We start from the raw sequence: 26,747 nt of genomic DNA on the forward strand, positions 1-26,747 counted from the left end.
TGGTCTATTGAGAATTGGATACAGTTCTGCAACGATAGGCGTGATGGCAACCACATCCGGCGTCGACGGAGATGACCAATGATTTCAACCCCCTTAGATAACAGCTGCTACCTGGTGACTCGGGTCTTGGGCTGCATCGGAGCATGGATGACACGGCTGCTGCTGCAATCTGGAGCCAGGGTCGTGGCGCTCGACGCGGGAACCGACGACCACCGGCTCAAAGCGGCACTGCTCGACACCTCCGACGCTCGGCTCGAGAGAGTCGTCGGCGATCTGGCCGATCTTGCCCAGATTACGGAGATCATCACGGAGCACCAGGTGGACACAATCATCCACCTTGCTGCATTGCAGGTCCCGTCGTGCCAAGCCAACCCAGTCCTCGGCGCGATGTTCAACTCCAGTTCGTCGAGGACGTCGCACAGTCGTTCATCAACGCCTCCCGGAGCGACTTTTAAGGGATCCTGCGTCGTCGATCTGGTCGGCCATTCGGTGACGATGAACGACGTGGTCGATGCCAATCACCGCGGCCGTGCCCCAATCCCGGGGAACGATCACCTTCGACGACGTCCAGTTCCCCTTCCCTGCCGGACTCGGCGCCGGCGAATCCCCGTTCCCCCGGGCGGCTGACCGCAGCATCGCGGATGGCATGCGTGCCACCGTAATCCACGCCCAAACACTCACCGCGAGGCCCTGCCACCGGGTCTGGCCCAATGAAAGGATCATCATGAGTTCATACCTGACCGAAGACCAGCAGCAAATCCAGTCCACCGTGGCGGACCTGTGCGCGCAATTCCCGGAGTCCTACTGGCAACAGATCGATGAGTCCAAGGACTACCCCGAAAAGTTCGTCAAGGCACTCACCGACGCCGGCTGGCTGTCTCTCCTTATACCTGAGGAGTACGGCGGGGGTGGGGGCACGATAAGCGATGCCGCCGTCGTCCTGGAAACGATCAACCGGTCCGGCGGAAATGCCCACGCGGCGCACGGACAGCTCTACACCATGGGCACCGTCCTGCGCCATGGCAACGAGGAGCAGAAACAGCGCTTCTTCCCCGGCATGGCGGCCGGGGACATCCGGTTCCAGGCCTTTGGCGTCACCGAGCCCGACGCCGGCACCGACACGACCCGCATCCGCACCACTGCGGTGCGCGACGGCGACCACTACGTCGTCAACGGCGGAAAAATCTTTACTTCCCGGTTTGCACATTCCGACGTGATGCTCCTCCTGGTCCGCACCACCCCCTACGATCAGGTGACCCGCAAATCCGACGGCCTCAGCTGCCTGCTGGTGGACCTGCGCGATTGCCGCGACGAAATTGAAGCCCGTCCCATCCAGACAACACTCAGCCATAACCCGTACCAGATCTTCTTCGACAATCTCCGCGTCCCGGTGGAGAACCTCATCGGCGAAGAGGGCAAGGGCTTCTCCTACATCCTCTCCGGCATGAACGCCGAGCGGATCCTCCTGACATCGGAGTTCCTCGGCGACGGCTTCTGGTTCACCGAAAAAGCTTCAACCTACGCCAACAGCCGCGAAGTGTTTGGCCGTCCGATCGGCAAGAACCAGGGCGTCCAGTTCCCCATCGCGCAGGCCTATGCAGAGCTCGAAGCCGCCAGCCTCATGCGCTGGAAGGCCGCAGAACTTTTCGCTGACGGCAGGCCCTGCGGCTTCGAAGCGAACGCGTCCAAGCTCCTGGGATCGCAGGCACTGTGGGCCGCGGCCAACGCCTGCATGGACACCTACGGAGGGTATGGCCTCACAACTGAGTATGGTATCGAGCGAAAGTTCCGTGAGGCCCGCGCGCCCCTGGTGGCTCCAGTGAACAACAACCTCGTACTTGCCTTCATAGCCCAGAACACCTTGGGCATGCCCAAATCCTACTAACAGCTGCCAGCCCTCCCCACTACAATCCGAGGACATTCTCGTGCAGATCACTTCATTTCACCCCAAGGGCTCGACAGAGCCGCCCCGGGCCGTTTCCTCCAATGGCGCCTCCGCCCTGGCCAGCTCCGACAACGGCTACTCGCACACCGTTCGCGAATTGCTCCCACAACACCTTCCGGAAGACATCTACACAGTCTGTGATTCAAGGAGAAAGCTATGAAAGGCATCACCACTATCCTGACGGCTCCATATGAAGTAGAGCAGCGGGAATATGAGCTTCCCGGTCCGGTCGCCGGTGGCCTGTTGATGAAAATGATTCGGGCAAATGTCTGTGGTTCCGATGTGCATAACTTGCGTGGGCAGCACCCGCTGGTGAAGGCTGGATGCGCGCTCGGACATGAAGGAGTGGGCAGGGTTGATCGCCGGGGAGCAGGCGTTACCCGTGACTTTGCCGGAAATGATTTGAACGAAGGCGACCGGGTGGTTGCCACATACTTTCAGGTCTGCCGGCGTTGCCCCGAATGCAACGCCGGGCATGGGAACCTGTGCCGGAATGCCTACGCAGGAGCGGCTATCCCGGCTGACGCGGCACCGCACTTCCACGGAACATTTGGTACCCACTATGCTGTGGGCCCGGGCCAGTACGTTTACAAGGTGCCGGACAGCGTTTCCAGTAAGGCCGTTTCCTTTGCCAACTGTGCACTATCACAGGCCTACGCCGGCTGCGAGACTGGAGAGATCAAACGCGGCCAGAAGGTCATTGTGCTAGGCGCTGGCGGCCTCGGCGTGTGTGCCTCTTCAGTCGCCAGCCAGATGGGCGCCGAAGTATTCGTCGCTGAGATGGCAGCAAACCGGCTGGCCAAGTCGGTCGAATTCGGCGCCCATCACACCGTTGACCTGTCCCAGGCAGATAGCGGAGCGGGCCGTGTTGAGCTTATGCGGGAAAGCACCGGCGGCGGGGCCGACGTCGTGATTGACCTGACCGGGGTCCCGGACGCGTTCTCGGAGGCTGTAAGGTCTGTCCGGCCTGGAGGCGTCATGGTTTCCATCGGCAACATCAGCCCGAACAAGTTCACCCAGTTTGACCCGGGACTGTTCACCCGGTCCGGCGTGCAGATCCGAGCGTCCATCCGTTATCCGGCCAATGTGCTGGGCAAATCGGTGACCTTCATCGAATCTACCCCCCAGTTTCCCTGGGAGGACCTAGTGGATGCCGACTTCGCCATCGCGGACGTCCGGGACGCCTTAAAGGCCGCAGAAGCACGGGAAGTCACCCGCGCCGGCCTGGTCATCGATGAGGACTAAGAGGATCTCGAGAGGGCGAAAGGACATGACATAGAGAGCCTCCCAAATGAACGAGGTCTGAGTACAGCCCTGCTATGGAAAAAGTGCGTCAAGGCTGCCATATCGCCACTCGCAGCGGCGGCACCACCTCAGCCAGCGCTCCAGAATGATCCCTAACCGATCCTTTAACTTAAGGAAGAACATGTCAACGAGACTTAACCATTGGATTGACGGCCGGTCGGTCGTGCCCTCCAGTAATTCCTACCGCACAGGCGAAAACCCTGCGACCGGAGGCGAAGGTGCCGAAGTCGCCTTGGGAAACATTGACGATGTTAAATCAGCCGTTGCCTCGGCCGAAAACGCAGCGCGCGGGTGGCGCCGCTTTCCATCGGCCAAACGGGGACGGCTTCTCGGAAACCTTGCCAGGGTCATGAGAGAGAAGAATCAGGAGCTTGCCGAACTTGAAATCCAGGACACCGGGAAGCCGCTGGCAGAGGCCCTAAGCGAAGTTGAGAATGCCGCGGCCTACTTCGAGTTTTACGCCGGGCTGGTCAACCTCCCGGTTGGCGACACTCTCGATGTCGAACCAGACCAGCACATCTACACCCGCCGGGAGCCGTTCGGAGTGATCGGAATCATAACTCCTTGGAACGTGCCACTGAACCAAGCAGCCCGCGCCTGCGCCCCCGCTTTGGCCGCGGGCAACGTCGTCGTCGTTAAGCCCGCCGAGGCAACCTCTCAGTCAACCGTCTTTTTGGCACAACTGGCCACCCAAGTGGGCTTTCCCGACGGCACCTTCAACGTGATCCTGGGCAAAGGAACCGAAGCCGGAGCCGAGCTTGTGCGTCACCCGTCCGTCCGCAAAGTCGCGTTCACGGGCTCCGTAGCCGTCGGGCAAACTATCGGCCATATCGCCGCTGACAGGGTCATTCCTCTGACACTCGAACTGGGCGGAAAATCGGCGAACATCGTGTTCGAAGATGCTGATTTCGATTTAGCAGTCAAAGAAGCCGTGCGAGCCTTCACCACCAACGCCGGGCAAGTTTGTTTGGCCGGAACGCGACTGCTCGTTCAAAGGTCCATACACGACAAGTTCGTAGAATCGGTTGTAGAAGCTGTACGTGCGCGTATCCCGGGGCAGAACCTTGGACCGATTATCACCCGAGCCCAGTACCAGCAGGTTCAGAATTACTTTGACGTCGCAAGACAAGAAGGACTACAAGCAGAAGTCGGCGGCGACCTCCCCAGCGACGAGGCACTCCAGGGCGGCTTCTACGTCAACCCCACTGTGTATTCCAACGTGGACAATTCCGCGAGGCTAGCGCAGGAAGAAGTATTTGGTCCGGTCCTCGTGACAATCCCCTTCGATACAGAAGAGGACGCCATCAAGATCGCGAACAGTTCCGACTACGGACTCGCGGCCGCAGTGTGGACTAAAGACATTTCCCGAGCATTCAGGGTTGCCGAAGAGGTCGAAGCCGGACAGGTCTACATCAACACCTGGTCCACGGGTGCCGTCCAGACCCCCTTCGGCGGCCACAAATACAGCGGTTATGGCCGGGAGAAAGGCATAGAGTCCCTCAACCACTACACCCACGTCAAATGCGTCATCCTCGCATACTGATTCAATTGCCCATATCCCAAATCAGCTATGCGAAGCCACTGACGTCCGTATAGGGTCGTCGCTGCACCGAGCTCGGTGCGGCGACGGCTTTTGCCGGGTCTCCAACGCGGTACGGGGACTCTGTCGCCCCCGGTACAGAGTCCCCGGGTCACCCAGCCCCAATTGCTGCTGGTTGCAACCGAAACGTAACCTGACGATGAGGCCCAGCGTTTGATGAACTGGGTCCCGCGACGGCGCAGGGGCAAGCCTACGGATGGGAATGTTAATCCGCCTTACTAAGCAAGCACGGCCTCCGGTTTGGAGCGGGCTGTCGGCGGGCGGCGGTGCCGCGGACCCTGATTTCGTCCATGGCAGGGAGTTTATGCCGCGGCTGTCCACGACCATGTGGATCTTACTGCTCAGCTCTCCACGGGCAGGCCAATCCCGTCTCCGTCGAGTACGACCGTGTTGATTGCGGTTGCACACCCATCGTGGTTTTAGGACATGGTTCCACATGACCTGGGACAAACTTCGCACCTGACACTTCCGACACGTTTCGGGACATCGGTCGCGGGCAGGTGTCGGTATGGTCCATTACTGAGAACGAGGTCACTGTGCTCGCTGAACTGGAAAGCTGGACTGCGAATTCAGTTCTGATTTTATGGGAGCAGTTTTGTGTGTGATCGCAGTTCATTATCGGAGGAACAACGCAAGGCGGTAGCGTTGTTTGATGCTGGCCGGGGCAGGGGCTCCGCGGCCATCAGGCTCGGAGTGAGCAAGCATGCGATCCGCCGGTTGTATGACCGGTGGCGAGTTCGAAGGGGCACAACGCTAGTGACCATGCCAACCAAGTGGCTGATTTCGTTCGATTTCAAGCTCTCTGTTGTGCAGCGGTATCTGGCTGGAGAGACGAAAGTTTCCTGGCAAAAGAGCGCCAGCTGTCTTCTCCAGAGCTAATCGAGAACTGGGCGCACCAGTACTGGACCAAGGGCGAAGACGGCCTGCGGCCCAAACCGAAAGACAGTCCGAAGACGATTCCTGGAGCCCGGTGCAGCCGGACTCGGAGCTGCAGCGGTTGCGTCGTCAGAACGAGCGTCTGCGGGCAGAGGTGGCTTTCCTGTGAAAAGTACAGGCCTTGAGGGACGAGGAACGGCTCTAAAGGTCGAAGGTCCGCGCTGTCATCGCGCTGAAGGCCGAACACCGTTTGGGCGTACTCCTGGACATTATGCGGCCGGGTTGGCCCAGTCGACGTTCTTCTATCACCACGCTCGATTCGTGGTCCCTGACCCGCAAGGCTACGACAACGCCGTAATGGAGAACTTCTTCGGACTTGGCCAGTCCAACTTTCGGGGACCAGTTCACGCCCCAGGTAGCGACCGGACACACTTCCGTAGCCGTTCGTACAGCATCGACACCACCGGAAAAAAGTTTTCGTTTCCACGCCTCGTCCGGCACGTCGGCATCGACCGGGCCCGCGCCGGTACGGCCGTCCTGAACCCGGCCGCGGAAACCGACGCTTCTGGACCAGAAGGACACCGGGGAAATCCTTGCGAAATTCACCCTGGACCCGACAATGGGCCATCAGGGCAAAGAAACACCCCGGCTCGAAGACCGGGGAGGTGTATGTCGCGAGACTTGTGTGAACTATGTTCCGCGACATCACATGAAGGTCCCCCACAATAGTCGCTCCCCACACCGAAACAGCTAGGCTGCGTCCTCAGCTAGGTCCTTACCTACCGTTTCCGGAATGGTGAGAATGACCACAGCGCTAATCAGCAGCAGCACCACGACATAGATGTTGATCATGTTCGCAAGGTTGATCGAACCAGCCAGGCATGCAGATAGGGCACTGTGCCGCCAAAGACAGCTACGCAGATAGCGTAAGGGACAGCCGGGCCCATCGTGCGGATGCTGGTGGGGAACAGCTTGGCGAAGACAGCCAGCAGAATTGAGCCAGCCGACTCGGCCATATGAGAGCGCATGTAAAGCGCGGTCAGGCCCAGCACGGCGCCGATGGCAAACGGCACTCGCCAGCCCCACGCCATTATCTCTGCGTCTGACAGGCGCGCCGCCAACACTGCGCCAAGCACGGTGCCGAACAAGATACCGACCATCCCGGATGTGTATACCAGCGTGGACCATAAACCACGCTTTTCCTTTGGCGCCATCTCGGATATGTAGGTTTGCGCCGACGGCTGTTCGCCGCCGTGAGCCAGCCCCTGCAGGAGCCGGGCCGCGAGCAGCATTACCGAGGCGAACGCGCCCGCCGAGTCGTAGCCGGGAACGACGGCGATCAAAAGGCTGCCCAGCGAAGCCAGACCGACAGCAAGGGTCATGGAAGCCTTTCGCCCGCGCCGGTCGCCCAGCCAGCCGAAAACGACACTGCCCATCGGGCGGGCTACGAAGCCCACCGCAAAAATCGCCGGTGTGGCCAGCACCGCCGACGACTTATCTGCTGGATTGAACAGAGCACCAGCCAGGAACGGGCGAAAGTGGCATAGACGGCCCAGTCTGACCATTCGACGGCGTTACCCATGCCGGTACCAAAAAGGGCTCTCCGTGTTTGGGAACGGCCGGTCGAGATGCCAGCCCTGCTGTCGGTTGCTATTGTCATGGTGAAACCTTCGGGTTGGTGAGTCTGGAGGCCGATTTGGTGGCGGTGACGGCTGCCAGACGATAGACGGACAGCTCCGCATGCAGGACGGCAGTCTCCGTTAGAACGGAGACTGCCGCAAACTGATTTGACGACCCAGGCAGCTCTTTTGCGAGCGAGTGGAGATGCGCGATAGTACATGGAGCCGAAACACACACGGGTCCGGCCTTGCAAGCGTCAGGCTGCCTTCTGCGAGCCGCTGTCCCGGATCCTCGATTTGCAACTGGTTGAGGTTGAGTCGGTCTAAGGACGCCTTCTCCAGCTTGTCCGCCGCCACGTCCCGCAACGTCAAATTCAGCGGCTGATGTAGGACGTTCGCCTATCTTTGACGTGACGGCGTGCATGGGTGCTTGGGTTAGGCGACCTGCTCGTTTAGGTCCTTGCCCACCGTCTCCGGGATGGTGAAGGCGAACACGGCGCTAGTCAGCAGCATCGCCACAGCGTACATGTTAAAAGCGATCGCCAGATTGAGGGAACCCAGCCACGCCTGCAGATAAGGTGCGGTGCCACCAAAGATTGCCACACAGACGGCGTAGGGGACGGCCATACCCACCGTGCGGATGGTGGTGGGGAACAGCTCGGCGTAGACTGCCGGCAGAATTGAGGCGTTTGCGGCGACGAAGATCAGCATCACCGACATGGTCACGACCAGCTGCCATGGCTGGTCCTTCAGTAGCCATGTCATTGGGAAGTGCAAAACAGCGGCGCCCACCGCGCCGGTGAACAGCACCTTCTTGCGACCGATTCTGTCTGACAGCTTGCCCCAGAAGAACAGCGCGATGATGAAGACGATGTTGCCGACGAGGCCGGCCCTAAGGGCTTCGCCAGCGTCCATACCAAGCTTGGTGATTGCGTGACTCGTTGCCCCCACGCCCCAAACGTAGTAGGCAAGCGTTAAGCCGACGGTCAGCCCGATCACCTGCAACGCCTGCTTGCGGTTGCGGACGATCTGGGGCCAGATTGGAGCGCGCTTGGTCTTCTGGTCCACCTTGCTGAACACCTCGGATTCATCAAGCATGGAGCGCATGAATAGCGCGTAAAGTCCCAGCACGGCGCCGATAATGAACGGCACCCGCCACCCCCAGGCCTGCATATCTGCTCTGGTCAAGGTCGCAGTCATGACGGCACCAAGCAAGGTGCCGAACAGGACGCCGGCAGTGCCGGAGGTAAAGATCAGCGTCGACCAGAGGCCCCGCTTTTCCTTGGGGGCCATCTCGGCGAGGTAGGTTTGCGACGCTGGCATTTCGCCGCCATGTGCCAGTCCCTGCAGGAGCCTGGCTGCAAGCAAGATTGCGGAGGCAACTGCACCGACGGAGTCGTATCCGGGGGCGACGGCGATCAGCAGGCTACCTAGCGAAGCCAGCGTGATGGCCAAGGTCATGGTGGACTTTCGCCCTATGCGATCACCGAGCAAGCCGAAGACGAGACCACCCATCGGGCGCGCCAGGAAGCCCACGGCAAAGATGGCCAGTGTGGCTAGCACCGCCGACGTCTTATCTGCTGGATTAAACAGAGCACCAGCCAAGAACGGGGCGAAAGTGGCATAGACGGCCCAGTCGTACCATTCGACGGCGTTGCCGATGCCGGTCGCGACCAAGGTTCGCTTTTTGTTGGGGTGGCCGGCGACGGTGCCAGCTTTAGTGTTGATGCCTATTGTCATGGGAAAACCTTCGGGTTAGCGAGTTAGGAGGCCGATTTAGTGGCGAAGACGGCAGTCGGACCGCTCTGTTTGCAGCACGGCAGCGTCCTGAAGCGACGGAAGCCTCAACGTAGATGTAGATAGTCAGCGAACGTTGCCACGGCTTTGTATCCTGTCCCGGAGCGACGGCGCTGATATTTCGGGCGACAACCACATGCTGGAAGCTTTCCGCCCACTAAGGAGGTGCTTGTGCGGGTGAACCGCGCTGTGCTGAACGTGACAATCCTGACGTCTTCGGCAGCTTGCGTCGTGGTGTCGCCGGTGATGCACCGTGCACTTGTAGTGCACCACCATCCGGCGAGCGGCGAGCGTCCTTGGTCATCTCAACTCCTCAAGAGTGGCGAGGTGTTGCTGGCGGAGTATTTGGATCCACTTTGTAGGACGCTAGTGTCTGGCATCACATTTGTCTAGTGGAAAACCTGCCGATTCATCGAAATATGACCCCACATTCAATACCGGCGCGCTTCTCCTTGTTGAAAATTGGATACACTTCTGCAACAGTGGGCGTGACGACAACCACATTCCAGCGTTCTTTGGAGATACCACGTGCTTTTGCCCGGGACGAGAATGACTCAGTGACTAAGGTCGGCATCGGTGCCGTGAACAATATCCTCGTGCTGACTTCATGTCCCACAACACTTGGCATGCCCTAAAGCCTCCTAAAGCTGCTCACCATTCCAATCCAGAAAATTAGGGACTTTTCATGCAGATTGTTTCGTTTCGCCCCAACGGTTCGACGGAGCCGCTTCGTGCCGGCTTCAGCGACAATGGCTCCGTCATTGCCAGCTCCGACCTCGGCTACCCCGACACCGTGCGGGAACTGCTCACCCACCACTCACACGAGCTCACCACTGTGCTGGACAAAGCACGCGCAGCGCTGGCCACCGGAGAATCCGCCACTGACCTAGCCGCAGTACACCTGGGCCCGCCCGTGCCCGACCCGGACAAGATCCTCTGCATGGGCCTGAACTACCTCGAACACATCGAGGAAGCCTCGGCCGCCGTCACCGAATTCCCCCCAGTATTCGCGAAATTCCGCAACTCACTGATCGGCGCCGCCGACACCATCCTCATGCCCGGCATCAGCACCGACATCGACTACGAAGCAGAACTCGCCATCGTCATCGGCACCCGCTGCAAAAACGTCACCGTCGAAGACGCCCTGGACCACGTCGCAGGATACGCGGTCTTCAACGACGTCAGCGCCCGCGACATCCAGTTCCGCAGCCACCAATGGACCTCCGGGAAAATGCTCGACACCTTCGGACCCATGGGCCCCGGCATCACCCCCAAAGAAGAAATCAGCGACGTCCAGGCCCTCCGCATCCAGGCCAGAGTCAACGGCGTCACCGTCCAGGACAGCAACACCTCCAAAATGATCTGGCCCGTAGCCGAAACCATCTCCTACCTCAGCGCCATCATCACCCTCGAACCAGGCGACACCATCGCCACCGGCACACCAGCCGGCGTAGGCCTCGCCCAAGACCCACCCCTATGGCTCAAAGCCAACGACATCGTCGAAATCGAAATCGAAGGCCTCGGACTACTCCACAACACCGTCAAAGCACCTGTGGTTCAAAATCCAGCTTTGGCATGAGATGAACCCGAATATCGTTTCGGGCATTCCGCTCGCTCGCGGGTCTTCGCATACCCGCTTCGGCACAGGCAACAAACCCACCCATGACATCGCACTTAGGAGCAGAACAGATGCATACCATGAGAGCCTGGAAGATCGATTTCCGTACGGGGAAATTCGCGATCCAGGAAGTCCCCGTTCCCCATCCGGGTCCGGGGGAAGTTCGCATCAAGGTGCGGGCCGCAGGCGTGTGCCTATCGGATGTACACCTCGTCGACCGATTGATCGGTCCAATGCGAAACACCAACGCTGTACGCACTCTGGGACACGAAGTGGCCGGGACGGTCGATGCACTCGGACCACTCGTAAACGGTTGGACAGAGGGTGACCGAGTCACATTGCAGGCCATTATCGCCAGAGCCGGGGGAACAGAGACGATGGGCCTAGACTACGACGGCGGCTGGGCTGATTATGTAGTCGTGCCCCAGCAGGTACTCGTCTCCATTCCCGATGATCTACCGTTCGATCAAGCCTGCATCATTCCTGACGCTGTCTCGACACCATGGGCGGCGATTTGCAACACCGCTAAGGTACAAGCGGGAGAGTCGGCCGCAGTATGGGGCGTGGGAGGACTCGGGATTCACGCAGTTCAGCTGTTGAGAATGATCGGAGCGAGTCCAATCATTGCCGTCGATCCCCTGCCTTCTGCCCGGGAACAAGCAGTAAGTCGCGGCGCCGACGCCGCATTGGATCCGGCCGCCCCCGATTTCGCCGACAGGATCCGTGAGCTCAACGGGGGACGAGGAATCGATGTTGGTTTCAATTTCGCGGGATTTCCCGGCATAGACGAGCAGATACTGCCGTTGCTGAACCGTCATGGCCGCTTGATAATTACCGGATTGAGCGGCAAACCATTCACCGTTGAGAACAGTACTGCTCTGGTCAGGTACCAATACAAGATCCTTGGGCACTATGGCTACCTGCCACCGCATGTCGAAGAGTTGGTCCGTCTGGTGGGCTGGAACCGGATTGACCTGTCCGGATCCATCTCGGACCACATACCGCTGGAGCAAGCGGATGACGCTGTACGCCGTTTGAGAGATAAAATCGGCGACCCCATCCGGCTGGTCCTTATTCCCTAGACGTTGTTGGCCGACAAAAATTGGTTATGGCCAGCTCAATATAGTGAGACCACTTATCTCACTACTCCAGCAGTCGGCACCATGGCGTCACAGTTGTTCACCCCGGGCCACTGGCGGTCAGGCAAATTCGGAACCGATACTTTAGCTGGCCTCGCCTCCTGGCTTGTGACGCTCGCAACTGATTCACATGGAAGGTAGCCGCACCGGCGTCCCATTGGGCCCAGTCTGGTCCTCGACTCCACTTCCTGTGCGCCCTACGTAAGCGTCAATAGTCGCGGCAGTGGAATTAGGGCCAACTTGAAGTTCTGTGGCCGGACAAATTTCTTCCCAAAATTCAGAAAGAGGACAGATGGCTACATTAAGGGTATCGCATGGTGATCAAGCTTGCTTTAGAAGGGTGATCGAAGATGAATAGATCTACTGTCGAATTGCCTGATATGCGCCGAGTTCGAATTGGCGAAGCGTTGGCGGATGCGATAGATAATGAATCTCAAATACTAGGTGCTAATCGGATATTCATTGTGTCTAGCAGTACCCTGAATAACAAGACGGATGAGATCGAGAAGGTCAAGAAGGCTTTGGGGTCTCGGGTCGTGGGGGTGTTTGATGCGGTTCGTCCTCATGTGCCACGCGAAGACGTAATTTCGGCTGCGCACGCTGCTAAGGAAGGTGGACCCGACCTGCTTGTGAGTATCGGTGGTGGATCTGCGGCTGACCTGACCAAGATTCTCTCACTTGCGCTCGAACATGAGATCCGCAGTACCGACGAAATGGATAACTATCATTTGATCGTCAATTCGGACAGGTCTGTTACTAGTCCAAGTTTCGCCGGTCCGACCATTCCGGTAGTGATTGCTCCTACAACCTTGGCGGGTGGCGAATTCAACCCGATGTCCGGCTCGACGGACGACGTCACCAATGTGAAGCATGCTTATACGCATCCGGGGATGACCCCGAAGGCGATTATTCTTGACCCGGCTTTGACCCTTTATACGCCGGAGTGGTTGTGGTTGTCGACAGGGGTTCGTGCACTTGATCATGCATTCGAGACGCTGGGATCACTCGAGTCGAATGGATACTTCGATGGGATGGCGATGAATGCCATTCGAATGCTTTCCGAAGGTCTGCAGAGGGTTAAAGCCGATCCTGCCGACCTTGAAGCACGGCAGATGTGTCAGGTCGGTGCCTGGAGCTCAATGGTTTCAATTGTGGGGGGGCTGAACATGGGTATCAGCCATGCCGTCGGGCACGCACTGGGCGGCGCGTTCAAAGTTCCTCATGGTTATACTTCATGTGTTATGGCGCCTTTCGCATTGAGCTTCAACGAAGTCGTTAATGCAGATCGTCAGTCCTTGATCAGTGAGGCATTTGGCGCCCCAAAAGAGCCCGCACATGAACTCGCGGATTCTCTTATTAGAGAATTGGGGATGCCTAGAAGTCTAACCGAGGTTGGGTTGTCGAGCGGTGACCTGGCTAGCCTGGCGGAATATACTTTTAAGGATATTTATTGCGGCACTAATCCGAATCCAATTGCCAATCCAGAAGAACTAATTCCGTTGCTTCAACGTGCATTGTGATTTTCGTGCGCACTCAGCTGAACGGGTTCTCCTTGGTTCGTGGCGAAACGGATTCCGTGTCTTAAAAGCTGAAGGGCTCGCAGCCCTGCTGTGATGGATGTTCTCTACGCATTCATCAACAGTCAGGAGCCACGTGTCTTGATCGAGCCTACTTCCCCGCGCCCCGACGCTGCCACCGCTCTCTTCAACCTTGCCCGACTACCGCGTCACCGACACTGAAGTCCTCGCCTTCGGGCAGCGGCGGGTCCGCGTCGAGGCCACTGACGAAGCCGGCTGCCCGAGCTGTGGCATGATCAGCACCCGAGTGCGTTTCGCTACCGTTATGTCCGGTCCTTCCGCGACCCCGCCACCAATGCCTGGAAACGCTAAGAGCCGTGGATGACCACCATCGTTGATCTGGAGACCGGGCAGGTGCTCGGGATCGTGGATGGCCGCGACAGCGACAGCGAAGGCGTCGGAGGCTGGCTGTTCGCGCGGCCGCTCCAATGGCGTCTGGGCGTGCAGGTCGTCGCGATCGACCCTTCCGCCGCGTTCCGCAAGGCCCTCCGGATGTGGCTGCCACGCACCGCTGTCTCGGTCGACGCGTTCCACCTGGTCAAGCTCGGGAACGACATGCTCACCGAAGTCCGGGAACGCGGCTCTTCAAGGTTCCCGGGGAAATGATCTAGCCCAAAGGCGGATGCGCTCCAAGATCCCCGAGTTGACCCAAGCCCTGCCAGGCCGATTCAGTCAGAACCACAGGGTCATGACGCGGTTGTATCTGCACAGGATTGACGCCCACACGGACGATATCCACGACCTATACAACCGGATCGAGCAGGCGATGGGGGCCCTTTCGCCACATAAAAGAACTTCTCGTGAGCATGCCCGGGGTCAGCGCCGCAGTCTTTCTAACCGCTGGACAGCTGGCCTCGTGGGCCGGCACCACCCCGGGGTCTAACGAATCTGCGGGGCGAACCAAACCGACCAAAACTCGGGAGGGCAACCATTACCTCAAGGGCGCCCTTGGTGTTGCAGCCTTGGCGGCTTCAAGGTCCAAGGGCGCCCTATTTTTCGGCCAGATACAAGCGCGTGGCATCACGCCGGGGCCCCACTAAAGCACTCGTCGCCGTGGAACGCACCATGCTAATTGCAGCCGGGCACATGCCCTCCACCGGCGACCTCTACCGCGACCCTGGAGCTCTGACTAGCTCACCCAGTGGGCGCAACCGCGAGAGCAAAGTCTCGCGCCATCAGCCGGCTCGAATCACTCGGCTTCAAAGTCACCATCGAGCCACTGCTATAAGCTCCCATCATCGAGCCAATCAGTGCCAAGTATTGGGGAGAGTCCACGATCCGTGGTCACCTAATTTTCGTATCAGACCCTGACATGAATAACTCTATGTCTTGTTCCGGTGGGCGCTAGTGTACGCGCGCGGATGCGTTGCTGGATGTGATGGCATCCATGTCAGCGCTGTCAAGGCAACCGGGCCGGCCTGTTTCTGCGCATTGAGCGCCCACGCAGGGCGAGCCCTACTCCCGGACCACGAATACTCGCGCATGCCAGTTAGACAATGGGAGTAGGAATGGATGCGAGAACTCCCGTCACCTGTCCGTTTCCATCTAATTTGACGCACAGTCGCACTTCTTGACGCATCCTGATGCCACGTCATTACAGCTGACGCATGTTCAAATCCGTGAGGTGAACAGACGCAGGTCAGCGAGGTCTGGCAGGCTGCCACACGCCGCCGTGGTTCTGGCAATCGGCGACACAATTCGTTGCCGTGCGACCACTGAAATGAACAATTCCACGACATCCGGTTCCACTACAGTTGTCGCACCGCAGGGCAGAGGCCGATGGCTGCGTCAAGTTAGATGAAAAAGGACATGTCCTAGAGAATCTGGCGTCTCCTCGGGTCAGAAGCAGTTTTACGTTGTTTCACGATCAAGGCGAGTAATTCCCGACGTTCAGTGGTCCCTCGAAGAAATAATCATTAGTGAAATGCAGTGGAAGCAAGATTTATCTTGCGCGGCACGCATCGAGAGGACTTCATAGGCGTACTGAACGGAACCTAAAGTGATCTGAGAACGATGGCCGATCCCTGGCCGCCGCCGCCGCAGATGGCTGCGGCGCCCAGCCGTCCCGGTCCGAGTTCGACGAGTTGCCGTGCCAACGTCCCGACGATTCGGGCACCGGATGCGCCGATGGGGTGTCCGAGCGCGATTGCACCGCCGCGTGTATTGACGATGTCGGGACTGACCCCGAGCGTGCGGACCGATTGGACGGATACCGCTGCGAATGCTTCGTTTATCTCCACGGCTGTGAGGTCTTCCGTCCCGGCGCCAATGCTCCTAAGGGCGGCAAGGATGGCGTTGGCGGGCTGGTCGTGAAGCCGCACGTCAGGACCTGCCACTAGCGCGTGGGACTCCACCCTGGCCAGGGGTGACAGGCCTAGTTGATCGGCGGCGGATTCGCTTACCAATACCAGCGCGGCTGCCCCGTCAGTGATCTGCGAGGAGTTCCCTGCCGTTATCGTGCCTTCCTTGCCGAATGCCGTCCGCAGGCTCGCGAGCGACTCCGTGGTGGTTCCGGTCCGGACCCCGTCGTCGTCAGCTACGACGGTGTTTCCACGGCTCGAGACCACTGTGTAGGGTTCGATCTCTCCGGCAAGAAATGCCGTGTGGGCATCGGCGCGCTGGTGGGAGGCAGCTGCCCAGGCATCCTGACAGGTTCTATCCAGGCCGTAGGCCGTATTGCCGTCTTCGGTCGAGATACCCATCGAGCGCCTTTCGAAGGCGTCCGTCAGGCCATCGAGCTCAAGGGTGTCCATGACTTCCAGTGCGCCATATTTTTGCCCGGCCCGCGCGTGGAAGACGTGGGGAGCAAGGGACATAGACTCCTGGCCTACCGCGACGACAATGTCCGCCTCGCCGCCGGAGATCATGCGTTCTGCGGCGACGACAGCCTCCATCCCGGAGAGGCACACTGCATTCAGCGTCAGCGCCGGGATTGTCAGCGGGATGTCTGCTCCTACGGCGGACTGTCGGGCCGGGTTCTGCCCAGTGCCGGCCTGCAGTACGTGTCCGGCGATGACGTACTGCACGTCAGTGGGAGTCACGCCGGCGCGGCGCAGGGCTGCGGTGATCGCATGGGCACCGAGGGCTGTGGCAGGGATGGAGGCGAAGCGGCCGTTGAACCGGGAGAATGGGGTCCGGGCGTAGCCGGCAATCAGCGCGGTCATGCGTGGGCTCCTACGCGCTGGGACGGCGTGTCAAGTCCAAGTTCGCGGGCGATGAGCATCAACTGGACCTCGGTGGTGCCCTCGCCAACTTCAAGGATCTTGGAGTCGCGGTAGTGGCGTGCCACGGTGAATTCGTTGATGAAGCCATAGCCGCCGAATACCTGAGTGGCGTCCCGCGCGTTGTCCATGGCTGCCTCGCCTGCGACCATCTTAGCGATGGCGGCCTGGGTCTTGAACGGTCTTCCGGCGAGCATTCTTGCGGCGGCGTCGTAGTAGGCCAGGCGGGCGGTGTGGGCCCTGGCCTGCATGCGGGCGATCTTGAACGCGATGGCCTGGTATTTGCCGATGTTCTGGCCAAAAGCGCTTCGCTCCCTGGCGTATCTCACCGATTGGTCCACGCAGCCCTGCGCCGCCCCCGTCGCCAAAGCCGCGATGGCAATCCGGCCCTCGTCCAGGATGGAAAGGAAATTCGCGTAACCCCGCCCCTCCGCACCGAGCAGGTTCGCCTCCGGCACGCGGACGTCCTTGAGCGTCAACGGGTGCGTGTCCGAGGCGTTCCAGCCTACCTTGTTGTAGGCCTTCTCCGCCTTGAACCCGGGCGTGTTGGTGGGCACCAGGATGGTGGAAATCTCCTTCTTGAGGCTGCCATCCTTGCGTTCCTTCCGACCCGTCACCGCGGTGACCGTGACCAGCCGCGTGATGTCGGTCCCGGAGTTGGTGATGAATTCCTTGTTGCCGTTGATCACCCAGTCGCCGTTCTGACGATGGGCGTGGGTCTTAGTCCCGCCGGCGTCAGAGCCTGCTTCCGGCTCCGTGAGTCCGAAGCCGGCGAGCGCCTTGCCGGAAGCCAGCAGCGGGAGCCATTCCTCCTTCTGGGCCTCGGTGCCGAACCGGTACACCGGCATCGCGCCGAGGGAGACGCCTGCTTCCAGGGTGATGGCCACGGACTGGTCCACGCGGCCCAGCTGTTCGAGGGCGAGTGCCAGGGCGAAGTAGTCCCCGCCCATCCCGCCGTATTCCTCCGGGAACGGCAGCCCGAAGAGGCCCATGTCGGCCATCTGGGACACCACTTCGTAGGGGAAGCTGTGCTCCTCGTCGTGCTTGGCCGAGACCGGCGCAATGACTTCGTCAGCGAACTCGCGGACGGTCTTGATGAGGTCCTGGTGCTCTTCACTGAGCTCAAAATCAACCATGTATGTGACTTCCTTTTTGTTGCTAGGTCTGTTCTGCCGCGGCAGAGTCGGTGCCAGTTTTATTGGTTCGGCAATGGGGTGAACGCGCCAAAAATTGCCGACTCGGTTAGTGGGATTTAACTGAAATTTAGGTTAGTCTTTATTAACTGTGGTGTCTACCACGTGCAGATGTGACCCCTAGCACAGGGTGGTCCTGCAGGCTCCAACCCCGCCACCCGGGCCTGAAGCCTGATCAAGACCGCCAGTTGAGGGGCGGCAAGGCCGGGGAAAATCCGCTGGCCGGCCGCCACCTCGAAATTCCCCTTCCCCTTGAACGGCTTCTCACCGACGCCCCTTACGAGAACGGATGCACTTTGAGTGATGTGACTGTGACAGCGTTGCCAGGCACCGATACGAATGCTCCCAATATGACAAAACCTGCCAGGCGTACCGCCAACCAAAAACACCGCCCCTTCATCGGCCACGGCGTTGGCGGGCAAGGATGAAGTCTTACGAAAAGGGCGCGGTGGTGCCGCCCCTTCTTTCCGAAACGATCGGCCAATCCTTTGAACGGACCGTTGCCCAATACAGCGGGAACGAGGCTCTTGTCGAGGTAGCCTCCGGGCGGCGATGGACGTGGGCTGAGCTGGATCGGGACGTCAATGATCTTGCCAAAGGGCTCGTTGCCGCTGGCCTGGAGAAAGGTGACCGTCTGGGCATCTGGGCGCCCAACTGCGCCGAGTGGACACTCGTCCAGTACGCCACAGCGAAGATCGGCGTCATCCTGGTCAATGTCAATCCCGCGTACCGGACGCATGAGTTTTCTTACGCCGTCAACCACAGCGGGCTGCGGATGCTCATCACCGCCTCCAGTTTCAAGTCGAGCGACTACCGGGCCATGATCGAGCAGGCGGCAGATGAAACTCCCTCCCTGGAGCGGGTCGCGTACATCGACACTGATGATTGGGCACATCTCATCGATTCGGGCCGTACCGTGGAAAACCATGTCGTAGCTCAGCGACTCGCGGACACGATGCCGGATGACCCTATTAATATCCAATACACCTCGGGAACCACCGGGTATCCGAAGGGGGCCACTCTCAGCCACAGAAACATCCTCAATAACGGCTATTTCACTACGGAACTGATCCGCCTCGGTCCCGATGATCGGCTCTGTATCCCGGTGCCGTTTTACCACTGCTTCGGGATGGTGATGGGCAGCCTGGGGTGCGTATCTCACGGGACCACCATTGTGATCCCATCGCCGGGCTTCGATGCAGAAGCAACCCTCCGGGCCATAACTGACGAAAAATGCACGGCCGTATACGGCGTACCCACCATGTTCATCGCCATGCAGAATCACCCCACGTTCGGCAGCCACGACCTGACAAGCCTCCGCACGGGGATCATGGCTGGCTCTGTATGTCCTGTGGACGTCATGCAGCGCTGTATCGAGGACATGAACCTGACCGAGATCTCCATCGCCTACGGGATGACCGAAACAAGCCCGGTTTCCTGCCAAACCCGGGCAAACGATGATGTGGAGCGTCGAACTGCAACGATCGGTCGTGTTCACCCTCACCTGGAGGTCAAGATCGTTGACCCCTCAACAGGCGACACCGTCGAGCGAGACCAGACGGGCGAGTTCTGCACCCGCGGCTACTCCGTGATGTTGGGGTATTGGAACGACGAGGAGAAGACCCGTGAGGCGATCGACGCCGACGGTTGGATGCACACCGGGGACCTCGGCGTGATGCGGGAGGACGGCTACTGCACCATAGTGGGCCGCATCAAGGACATGGTCATTCGTGGCGGAGAGAACATCTATCCACGGGAGATCGAGGAATATCTCTACAGTCACCCGGACATCGAAGACGTCCAGGTCATCGGAGTACCTGACGCAAAATACGGAGAGGAACTTTGTGCCTGCATCAAAATGAAAGCGGGCACCAAACCCCTCGATGCCCCGGCAATACGCGCATTCATCAACGGCAAAATCGCCCGCTACAAGATCCCGGTCTACGTCATCGTGGTCGACGAATTTCCGACCACCGTGACAGGGAAAATCAGGAAGAATCAACTCCGCGAAGAGGCCTCGACCGTCCTAGGGCTGTGACGATCAAGTTTCTGGGTCCCAATCACAGCGACAACCAAATCATTCTCTCAGCACGCGAGATCGGTTCAACATGCATTTCAGAGGAGTGGATCAATGAAGAACGTAGTACTTATGAAGCAGGTACCGGATACCGAGGACGGGCACAGCCTTGACCTTTCCACCGGGCTGTTGGAGCGTCAAAACGTCGAGTTGATTCCCGACGAAATAAACGAGCGTTCCCTCGACGTGGCCCTCTCCTACAAAGATTCCCACAAGGGAACCGAGGTGGTCGTCCTTTCCATGGGTCCGGACGCGGCGGGAAAGGCGATTCGGAAAAGCCTGCAGGTGGGCGCCGACTCGGCTGTCCACATCACTGACCCAGCACTTGCCGGCGCCGATGCGCTGCGGACCACACCACCAATCTGGTACCGCCTTGAAAGGACCAACCATGAGTGCATACGTAGTCTACGTCCGGGACCGAATCACCGACCCGGATGAGTTCCGCAAGTACGAGGAAACCGCCCCCGCGGCTTCGGTCGGGCATATGGTGAAGCCGCTCGCTTACTACGGTGCGGTCGAAACCCTCGAAGGGGCGCCAGTTGACGGCGCAGTCATCCTCGAGTTCGCAACGGTCACCGAAGCACGTGCCCTGTACGACACTCCCCTCTATCAGGAAGCCCTCAAGCACCGTCTGAAGGGAGCCGAGTACCGCGTGTTCATCGTCGAGGGCGTCGAAGCTTAGCCCCGAATCCACGAATTTGCTTGCGCTGGCCGGCAACGGACGTACACGTGCACTCATGCCCAGCTACCTGTTATTGGGCTGGACCGGTTTCGTTTACGCAGCGGAGCCCGCGGTGCGGCGTTCGAGGGCAGCGTCCGCTGCATCAATGTAGACCGCGATGGAGTCGCGGTTGCGTGTGAGGAAGTCGATGCGGTGGCTCATCTTGTCGCGCTCTTGGCGGAGGATGGTCAGCAGTTCCGGTTCGATGTCTTCGGGTACGATCCCGCGCGGCTTGTCCAGGCAGGGAAGGATCAGGGCGATTATCCTGGTCGGGACGCCACTGTCGATCAGGCCGCGGATCTGGACTGCCCTGTCGATCAGGTGCGGGTCGTACTCCCGATAGCCGTTATCCAGGCGCCGCGGGACGATCAGTCCCTGCTCTTCGTAGTACCGCAGGGATCTGGTGGGGGTGTTCGAGAGTTTCGCGAGCTCTCCAATTCGCATGTCTTTGCCTTCTCAGTGAAAGTTGGTCGGCGTCCGGCTTGACGTTCACGCGAGTGTCAACCATTCACCGTAAGGTTTATGACACTAGTACAACACAGCCCGAAGGAGACGCGGTCCTCAGCGTCGACCGCTTCGAAGCCTGTTCGCGCTGACAGCAAGAGGCTTCCTGACCATCGTGTTTGAGACGATGTCGGCCGGTATGCCCGAGGTGAGCCAGGGCCTGGGGAGCGAGCTATTTAGTGATGATCCCCGTCCGGGTTCTGCAAATCTCCACAGACCCTGGTTGGGTCTCTCCTGGATGGTTCGCGGCCGTCTGACGTCGGCACTTTTTCGAGTAAAGGACCGGACTTCTTGCCTCGAGGGCTGCTGGGCCTGTGGACTGTGGACGGCATGGCCATGACCGTGACGATGCTGAGAGCAGCAGTGATGGCCAAGGCGAGGAAAACTGCCGAAGAGGCCTCCACGACGGGTAGGCTCATTCCGCCGTTGGGTTCGCCAGCGTATATCGCATTTGCAATGGCGCCAAAGACGGCGACGCCCAGGGCACTGCCGATTGACCGCGCGAAGAGGTTGGCGCCGGTGACTACTCCGCGCTCGTTCCACTCCACGCTGGACTGGGCGGCGGCGAGGGCAGGGGTTGAGACCAGCCCGAGTCCCAAACCGATGACGAAGCAGCTGGATGCGACCATTACGACGTTGGGCGTGTACGCGGTGATCGCCAGTGCCCCCGTACCGATCACTGTGACCGAGATGCCGATCAGCGCGGTTGCCCTGAATCCGATCCGAAGATACAGGCGTCCCGACTGTGAAGCGCTCACCGGCCAGCCAATCGTCAATGCCGCGACGGAAAGCCCGGCCACAACCGGTGAGACCGAGAGCGTTCCTTCCAGGAAGGTCGGAACATAAGCAGTGAGACCGAGCAGGATTGCGCCAACGCCGAAGGAGATCAATGCCGTGGTGGCTAAAAGGCGCCGCGAGACGACCCATGGCGGCAGAACCGGCTCAGCGGCTCTGCGCTCAACGAGGAGGAACGCCGCAAGTAAGACCGCCCCGCTGCCGAGCACCCCGATGCTGATAGGCGAGTTCCATGCCCACGCTTGATCGCCCTCGAGAGCTCCGAGGATGAGCAGGCTTAAGGCACTCGTCAGAAGAGCTGCTCCGAGGTAGTCGACGCGATGTTTGACGGGCTCTACGCTTTCATGGAAGTTGCGAAGGAGCATCCACCCGGCCAGAATGCAGAGCGGAATGTTGACGAGAAAGATTCCGCGCCAGATGCCGATCGAGGAGAAAACACCGCCCAGCACTGGGCCAACGACGGACGAGACCGCCCACACGCTGGCGAGGTAGCCCTGGACCTTCGCCCGCTCGGCTAGGGAGTAGAGGTCTCCCACGATCGTGATGGCAACGGGTTGGACCGCTCCTGCACCCAGACCCTGTAGAACACGGAAGATGATGAGTGCGGGCATGCTCCACGCCAGCCCGCAAAGAATCGAACCGAGCAGGAACAAACTGATGCCGGTGAGAATGATCGGTTTGCGACCAGCGATGTCGGATAGTTTGGCGTAAACGGGCACTGAGACGGCCTGCGCAAGCAGGTAAGCGGAAAAGATCCACGGAAACGAAGAAAAGCCACCGAGGTCGCTCACAATCGAGGGCACGGCAGTAGCGACGATTGTTGCGTCGATAGCGACGAGGCTGGTCGAAAGCATTAGGGCAATGAGGACGGGCCCTCGTTTGGAACGAAATCCGACTCCTTCAACTTTGATCGTCATCGCATGTCCTCGTTTCGGTCGGTGTTCAAGATCCTGCCCGGGGAAACCAGGCCAGCGCCGCAACTTTAGTCTCACTTAATGCACAGTTGGCGGCGAACGCGGTGGGGCGGTTTTCGTTGCGAAGTTCGGCGACCCGAGTGGCCGCCTGTGCCACCCCACCGCGGCTTAATATAGGTGTCGAGAGTTTGGATCCTTGTAATCTCGGACACCTGGAGCTGAAAGCTGCGGTCACACTCTCTGTTAGAAAGCGCGGAGGATGTCTTCGACGCGTTGTTTGGCGTCGCCGAAGAGCATTTGGGAGTTGTCGCGGAAGAACAGGGGATTCTGGACTCCTGCGTAACCGGCGGCCATGGAACGTTTGAATACGACGACGTTTTCGGCTTCCCAGACCCGCAGGACGGGCATCCCCGCGATGGGGCTTCCCGGGTCCTCGGCCGCTGAGGGGTTCACGGTGTCGTTCGCGCCGATCACGAGGACCACGGAGGTGTCGCCGAGGTCTTCGTTGATTTCATCCATTTCCAGGACGATGTCGTACGGGACCTTGGCTTCGGCGAGGAGCACGTTCATGTGCCCGGGCAGGCGCCCGGCAACCGGGTGGATGCCGAACCGGACGTTCACACCGCGTTCGCGCAGCTGGTGGGCCAGTTCCGCGACAGGGTACTGGGCCTGGGCCACTGCCATGCCGTAGCCAGGGGTAATCACCACGCTGGAAGCGTTGGACAGCATTTCCGCAGTCGCCTGCGCGGTGATTTCGCGGTGCTCGCCGTACTCCGCGTCCGCCGCGGCGGGCGCGGCAATTCCGAAGCCGCCGGCGATCACGGAGATGAAGGACCGGTTCATGGCCTTGCACATGATGTAGGACAGGTAGGCACCGGAGGAGCCGACCAGGGCGCCGGTGATGATGAGCAGGTCGTTGTTCAGCAGGAAACCTGCAGCGGCAGCGGCCCAGCCGGAGTAGCTGTTGAGCATGGACACGACGACGGGCATGTCGCCGCCGCCGATGGAGGCGACCAGGTGCCAGCCCAGCCCGAGGGCCAGCAGAGTGACAACCACAAGGAGCCAGAGCTGGGAGTCGTTGACGTACCAGACAGTCAGCACGATGAACGCGGCGAGGGCGCCAAGGTTGATCGCGTTCTTGCCCGGCAGCATCAGCGGTGAGGACTTCATCCTGGCCGAGAGTTTCAGGAACGCCACGATCGAACCGGTGAAGGTCACCGCGCCAATGAACACGCCGATGAACACCTCAGCATGGTGGATCGCCATCAGGTCCGGGGACAGGGCCGGGGCTTCGAGGTGCCCGTTCCAGCCCACCAGCACAGCGGCGAAGCCAACGAAGCTGTGCAGCAGGGCAATCAGTTCAGGCATGCCGGTCATTTCCACGACCCGGGCGCGCCAGAGCCCGATGGCGCCGCCGACCAGCACCGCGGCCACCAGCAGTCCTAGCCCGGTCAGGCCATGGCCGGTGCCCCAGGCGTCCTGCAGGGTCAGCCAGATGGTCGCGGCGAGGGCGATGGCCATCCCTGTTATGCCGTAGATGACCCCGGCGCGGGCCTTCTCGTGCTTGCTCAGCCCGGCGAGGCTGAGGATGAAGAGCAGGGCCGCGACGATGTAGGCCGCGCCCGCGATGGAGTCGGCGGTCAGCGGACCGGAGACGGTGTCAGACACGTTAAGGCTCCTCGAGACGATTCGGGCTGCTGCTTCGGGTACGGCGCTCATGAACGTGCCTTCTCACCGCGGGAGAACATCGCGAGCATCCGCCGGGTGACAGCGAACCCGCCGAAGATGTTAATGCTGGCCAGCAGGACCGCGACGGCGGCGAGCACCTGCATCACGATGTTGTCCGACGTGACCTGCAGGAGCGCGCCGACGACGATGATCCCGGAGATCGCGTTCGTGACGGACATCAGAGGAGTGTGCAGGGCGTGGTGGACTTTCCCGATGACATAGAAGCCGACCACGATTGAAAGCATCAGCACCGTGAAGTGCTGCGGCAGCGGCGCCGGGGCAACCGCGTTGACCACAAACAGTGCAGCGATGCCCGCGGCAAAGAGCCCGGCCTTACCGGCAGGGCTGAGGCCTTGCTTCTTTTTCGGCGCAGTATGGTTGGCGGCCGTCCCGGCTTCCGTCTTGACTTGGGGTGCGACGGAGACTTGGACCGGGGGCGGCGGCCAGGTTTTCTCCCCGTCCCGGACCACCGTCACCGAGCGCTGCACGACGTCGTCGAAATCGATCCTGAGCTGGCCGTCCTTGTCCTTGGTCAGCAGCTTGAGGAGGTTCAGCATGTTCGTTCCGTACAGCTGGGAGGCCTGGGCCGGCAACCTGGCCGGCAGATCCGTATAGCCCAGGATCACCACACCGTTCTCCGTGACCACGCGTTCTCCGGCGACGGAGCCCTCCACGTTCCCGCCCTGCCCGGCAGCCATATCAACAATGACGCTGCCGGACTTCATGCCGGCCACGTCCTCGGCCGTGAGCAGCTTCGGCGCAGGACGGCCCGGGATCAGGGCCGTGGTGATGATGATGTCCACATCCCTGGCCTGCTCCGAGTAGATCTCCGCAGCCCGGGCGTTGTAGGCCTCGGAGGTGGCCCTGGCATACCCGTCGGAGGACTTCATCTCTTCCTCGACCTCGACCTTGAGGTAGGTTCCACCGATCGACTTCACCTGGTCGGCGACCTCCGGCCGGGGGTCGGTCGCGCGCACAATCGCCCCGAGGCTGCTGGCGGCGCCAATGGCTGCGAGGCCGGCTACGCCCGCACCGGCCACCAGGACTTTCGCTGGCGGAACCTTGCCCGCTGCGGTCACCTGGCCGGTGAAGAACCTGCCGAACTCGTGGGCTGCCTCGATCACAGCACGGTAGCCGGCGATGTTCGCCATCGAACTGAGCACATCCATCGACTGCGCCCGCGAGATCCGAGGCACCGCGTCCAAGGCCAGCGCGGTGATCGGACGAGCCGCTAGGGCTTCCACCAGGTCCGGCCGCAGGCCCGGGCTCAGCGACCCGATCAGCGTCGCACCCTCGGCCAGCCGGCCGATCTCATCCTCGGTGGGCGGATTGATCCGCAGCACCACCTCACTGCCCCACGCCTCATCAGCCCCAACAATCAGGGCACCCGCGGCCTCGTACGCCTCATCACGGAACGACGCGGACTCCCCCGCACCCTTCTCGACCAAAACCTCGTAGCCCAAACCCAACAACTGCCCCACCGTGGTGGGCGTCGCCGCCACCCTCGTCTCGCGACCTAACTCGGCCACAATGCCAATACGTGTCACGTTCACTCTCTCTCATCCATTTATCTAGGCGGCCTGTGTCCATTTTGTCTAGGCGGCCCGTACAGAATCTCACTTGCGTTTACGACCGGCGTCAGCGCGCACCCTCGTGCCGCACTTAAAGACCGTGACGGTTGACCTTAAAAACCGTGACGGTTGACGGCCTTCTTGTTCTCGATCGCTCCTAGCCCCGTTGAGGCAGCTACGACCGCTTTCTGATCCAACACCGATTCGGAGTGGATTTGTTGACATAGGCGCCGAGCCGTGTCGGCGGGTATCCCGCTCAGGTCTTGCCTGCGTGCCCACCGGTTGGCGAATTGCAGGACGTTGCGCGGCAGACTGTGGGCGGACCTGTGCGTGAACTAAGCCACCGGCCTTGACGCCAGCGCTGTCGGATAGGGGGAAGTAGGCGCTGGCGAACTTCCCCAAAACCTCGTCCGTGATGGCACCGACCGCAACGTTCGCCACGTCGGGGTCTGCCGCGGTCACCCGCCCGTCTCGTAGGTGTTCGAAGGTGTGGCCAGCAGCAAAAATCGGTTCATGCCGTAGGTCGACGACGAAGAAGAGTGCTCGA

General features: G+C 60.3%; 18 protein-coding genes and 3 pseudogenes. 13 read left to right on the forward strand and 8 right to left on the reverse strand.

What is annotated here, in order from left to right; genetic code table 11:
• Nucleotides 1–78 precede the first annotated feature (78 nt).
• The 5 genes and pseudogenes from AU252_RS22975 to AU252_RS01465 all read left to right on the forward strand — a co-directional run bounded on the left by AU252_RS22975 (nt 79) and on the right by AU252_RS01465 (nt 4,793).
• On the forward strand, nt 79–627 hold the full coding sequence (locus AU252_RS22975) for a GDP-mannose 4,6-dehydratase (protein WP_083510208.1): 549 nt from the start codon (nt 79–81) through the stop codon (nt 625–627).
• A gap of 97 nt (nt 628–724) precedes the next feature.
• Nucleotides 725–1,885 carry an acyl-CoA dehydrogenase family protein gene (locus tag AU252_RS01455; RefSeq protein ID WP_058932686.1) on the forward strand — a complete coding sequence of 387 codons (1,161 nt, stop codon included), beginning with the start codon at nt 725–727 and terminating at the stop codon, nt 1,883–1,885.
• 312 nt (nt 1,886–2,197) lie between these two features.
• Nucleotides 2,198–2,488 (forward strand): annotated as a pseudogene (locus AU252_RS24945) (alcohol dehydrogenase catalytic domain-containing protein); the annotation flags it as partial.
• Between the two features lie 51 nt (nt 2,489–2,539).
• Nucleotides 2,540–3,190, forward strand: a complete 651-nt coding sequence (locus tag AU252_RS24415) for a zinc-binding dehydrogenase (RefSeq protein WP_240484296.1) — start codon at nt 2,540–2,542, stop codon at nt 3,188–3,190.
• A 181-nt stretch (nt 3,191–3,371) separates the two neighbouring features.
• A complete protein-coding gene (locus AU252_RS01465) occupies nt 3,372–4,793 on the forward strand; it encodes an aldehyde dehydrogenase family protein (protein WP_058929208.1) in 1,422 nt (473 codons plus the stop codon).
• A gap of 1,683 nt (nt 4,794–6,476) precedes the next feature.
• Here AU252_RS01465 and AU252_RS01470 read toward each other — a convergent pair.
• A pseudogene (locus tag AU252_RS01470) lies at nt 6,477–7,386 on the reverse strand (MFS transporter).
• A gap of 394 nt (nt 7,387–7,780) precedes the next feature.
• The gene (locus AU252_RS01480) at nt 7,781–9,085 is read right to left on the reverse strand and encodes an MFS transporter (RefSeq protein ID WP_058929211.1); all 1,305 of its coding nucleotides are present in this window, start codon (nt 9,083–9,085) and stop codon (nt 7,781–7,783) included.
• Between the two features lie 742 nt (nt 9,086–9,827).
• Between AU252_RS01480 and AU252_RS01485 the strand changes: the two genes are divergently transcribed.
• The 5 genes and pseudogenes from AU252_RS01485 to AU252_RS24420 all read left to right on the forward strand — a co-directional run.
• Entirely contained in the window at nt 9,828–10,721 is an 894-nt protein-coding gene (locus AU252_RS01485; RefSeq protein ID WP_058929212.1) for a fumarylacetoacetate hydrolase family protein, read from the forward strand.
• 110 nt (nt 10,722–10,831) lie between these two features.
• Nucleotides 10,832–11,842 (forward strand): zinc-binding dehydrogenase, encoded by a 1,011-nt coding sequence (locus tag AU252_RS01490; protein WP_058929213.1) that lies wholly within the window; start codon nt 10,832–10,834, stop codon nt 11,840–11,842.
• A gap of 407 nt (nt 11,843–12,249) precedes the next feature.
• The gene (locus AU252_RS01495) at nt 12,250–13,419 is read left to right on the forward strand and encodes an iron-containing alcohol dehydrogenase (RefSeq protein WP_058929214.1); all 1,170 of its coding nucleotides are present in this window, start codon (nt 12,250–12,252) and stop codon (nt 13,417–13,419) included.
• Nucleotides 13,420–13,797: 378 nt separating this feature from the next.
• Nucleotides 13,798–14,082: a transposase gene (locus AU252_RS01500; RefSeq protein ID WP_058929215.1), complete on the forward strand. Its 285-nt coding sequence runs from the start codon at nt 13,798–13,800 to the stop codon at nt 14,080–14,082.
• A pseudogene (locus tag AU252_RS24420) lies at nt 14,081–14,704 on the forward strand (transposase); the annotation flags it as partial. The gene AU252_RS01500 and the pseudogene AU252_RS24420, both read left to right, overlap by 2 nt.
• A 766-nt stretch (nt 14,705–15,470) precedes the next feature.
• On the opposite strand, the gene AU252_RS01510 reads toward AU252_RS24420, so the two are convergent.
• Both AU252_RS01510 and AU252_RS01515 read right to left on the reverse strand, forming a co-directional pair.
• A complete protein-coding gene (locus tag AU252_RS01510; protein WP_058929217.1) occupies nt 15,471–16,640 on the reverse strand; it encodes an acetyl-CoA C-acyltransferase in 1,170 nt (389 codons plus the stop codon).
• Nucleotides 16,637–17,833: an acyl-CoA dehydrogenase family protein gene (locus AU252_RS01515; protein ID WP_058929218.1), complete on the reverse strand. Its 1,197-nt coding sequence runs from the start codon at nt 17,831–17,833 to the stop codon at nt 16,637–16,639. Before AU252_RS01515 ends, AU252_RS01510 begins: the two co-directional genes overlap by 4 nt.
• Before the next feature lie 481 nt (nt 17,834–18,314).
• On the opposite strand from AU252_RS01515, the gene AU252_RS01520 reads away from it, so the two are divergent.
• From AU252_RS01520 to AU252_RS01525, 3 genes are all read left to right on the forward strand, one after another.
• On the forward strand, nt 18,315–19,928 hold the full coding sequence (locus AU252_RS01520) for an AMP-binding protein (protein WP_058929219.1): 1,614 nt from the start codon (nt 18,315–18,317) through the stop codon (nt 19,926–19,928).
• Nucleotides 19,929–20,021: 93 nt separating this feature from the next.
• On the forward strand, nt 20,022–20,405 hold the full coding sequence (locus tag AU252_RS22990; protein WP_083510210.1) for an electron transfer flavoprotein subunit beta/FixA family protein: 384 nt from the start codon (nt 20,022–20,024) through the stop codon (nt 20,403–20,405).
• Nucleotides 20,356–20,649 carry a DUF1330 domain-containing protein gene (locus AU252_RS01525; protein WP_058929220.1) on the forward strand — a complete coding sequence of 98 codons (294 nt, stop codon included), beginning with the start codon at nt 20,356–20,358 and terminating at the stop codon, nt 20,647–20,649. Before AU252_RS22990 ends, AU252_RS01525 begins: the two co-directional genes overlap by 50 nt.
• Nucleotides 20,650–20,742: 93 nt before the next feature.
• Here AU252_RS01525 and AU252_RS01530 read toward each other — a convergent pair whose 3' ends face one another.
• The 4 genes from AU252_RS01530 to AU252_RS01545 all read right to left on the reverse strand — a co-directional run bounded on the left by AU252_RS01530 (nt 20,743) and on the right by AU252_RS01545 (nt 26,176).
• On the reverse strand, nt 20,743–21,132 hold the full coding sequence (locus tag AU252_RS01530) for a MerR family transcriptional regulator (RefSeq protein WP_058929221.1): 390 nt from the start codon (nt 21,130–21,132) through the stop codon (nt 20,743–20,745).
• 236 nt (nt 21,133–21,368) lie between these two features.
• Nucleotides 21,369–22,904: an MDR family MFS transporter gene (locus tag AU252_RS01535; RefSeq protein WP_083510211.1), complete on the reverse strand. Its 1,536-nt coding sequence runs from the start codon at nt 22,902–22,904 to the stop codon at nt 21,369–21,371.
• A gap of 240 nt (nt 22,905–23,144) precedes the next feature.
• Nucleotides 23,145–24,620: a Re/Si-specific NAD(P)(+) transhydrogenase subunit beta gene (gene pntB, locus AU252_RS01540; protein ID WP_240484298.1), complete on the reverse strand. Its 1,476-nt coding sequence runs from the start codon at nt 24,618–24,620 to the stop codon at nt 23,145–23,147.
• Nucleotides 24,617–26,176: a Re/Si-specific NAD(P)(+) transhydrogenase subunit alpha gene (locus tag AU252_RS01545; RefSeq protein WP_058932688.1), complete on the reverse strand. Its 1,560-nt coding sequence runs from the start codon at nt 26,174–26,176 to the stop codon at nt 24,617–24,619. The genes pntB and AU252_RS01545 overlap by 4 nt, the downstream gene beginning before the upstream one ends.
• Nucleotides 26,177–26,747: the final 571 nt, after the last annotated feature.

The sequence above is a fragment of the Pseudarthrobacter sulfonivorans genome (genome assembly GCF_001484605.1).
GTDB lineage: Bacteria > Actinomycetota > Actinomycetes > Actinomycetales > Micrococcaceae > Arthrobacter > Arthrobacter sulfonivorans_A.

Bases quoted from the DNA above. Each gene is read 5' to 3' on its own strand.
- AU252_RS22975 (WP_083510208.1), top strand. From the start codon at position 79: ATGATTTCAACCCCCTTAGATAACAGCTGCTACCTGGTGACTCGGGTC.
- AU252_RS01455 (WP_058932686.1), top strand. From the start codon at position 725: ATGAGTTCATACCTGACCGAAGACCAGCAGCAAATCCAGTCCACCGTG.
- AU252_RS01465 (WP_058929208.1), top strand. From the start codon at position 3,372: ATGTCAACGAGACTTAACCATTGGATTGACGGCCGGTCGGTCGTGCCC.
- AU252_RS01480 (WP_058929211.1), bottom strand. From the start codon at position 9,085: ATGACAATAGGCATCAACACTAAAGCTGGCACCGTCGCCGGCCACCCC.
- AU252_RS01485 (WP_058929212.1), top strand. From the start codon at position 9,828: ATGCAGATTGTTTCGTTTCGCCCCAACGGTTCGACGGAGCCGCTTCGT.
- AU252_RS01490 (WP_058929213.1), top strand. From the start codon at position 10,832: ATGCATACCATGAGAGCCTGGAAGATCGATTTCCGTACGGGGAAATTC.
- AU252_RS01495 (WP_058929214.1), top strand. From the start codon at position 12,250: ATGAATAGATCTACTGTCGAATTGCCTGATATGCGCCGAGTTCGAATT.
- AU252_RS01500 (WP_058929215.1), top strand. From the start codon at position 13,798: ATGACCACCATCGTTGATCTGGAGACCGGGCAGGTGCTCGGGATCGTG.
- AU252_RS01510 (WP_058929217.1), bottom strand. From the start codon at position 16,640: ATGACCGCGCTGATTGCCGGCTACGCCCGGACCCCATTCTCCCGGTTC.
- AU252_RS01515 (WP_058929218.1), bottom strand. From the start codon at position 17,833: ATGGTTGATTTTGAGCTCAGTGAAGAGCACCAGGACCTCATCAAGACC.
- AU252_RS01520 (WP_058929219.1), top strand. From the start codon at position 18,315: ATGAAGTCTTACGAAAAGGGCGCGGTGGTGCCGCCCCTTCTTTCCGAA.
- AU252_RS22990 (WP_083510210.1), top strand. From the start codon at position 20,022: ATGAAGAACGTAGTACTTATGAAGCAGGTACCGGATACCGAGGACGGG.
- AU252_RS01525 (WP_058929220.1), top strand. From the start codon at position 20,356: ATGAGTGCATACGTAGTCTACGTCCGGGACCGAATCACCGACCCGGAT.
- AU252_RS01530 (WP_058929221.1), bottom strand. From the start codon at position 21,132: ATGCGAATTGGAGAGCTCGCGAAACTCTCGAACACCCCCACCAGATCC.
- AU252_RS01535 (WP_083510211.1), bottom strand. From the start codon at position 22,904: ATGACGATCAAAGTTGAAGGAGTCGGATTTCGTTCCAAACGAGGGCCC.
- pntB (WP_240484298.1), bottom strand. From the start codon at position 24,620: ATGAGCGCCGTACCCGAAGCAGCAGCCCGAATCGTCTCGAGGAGCCTT.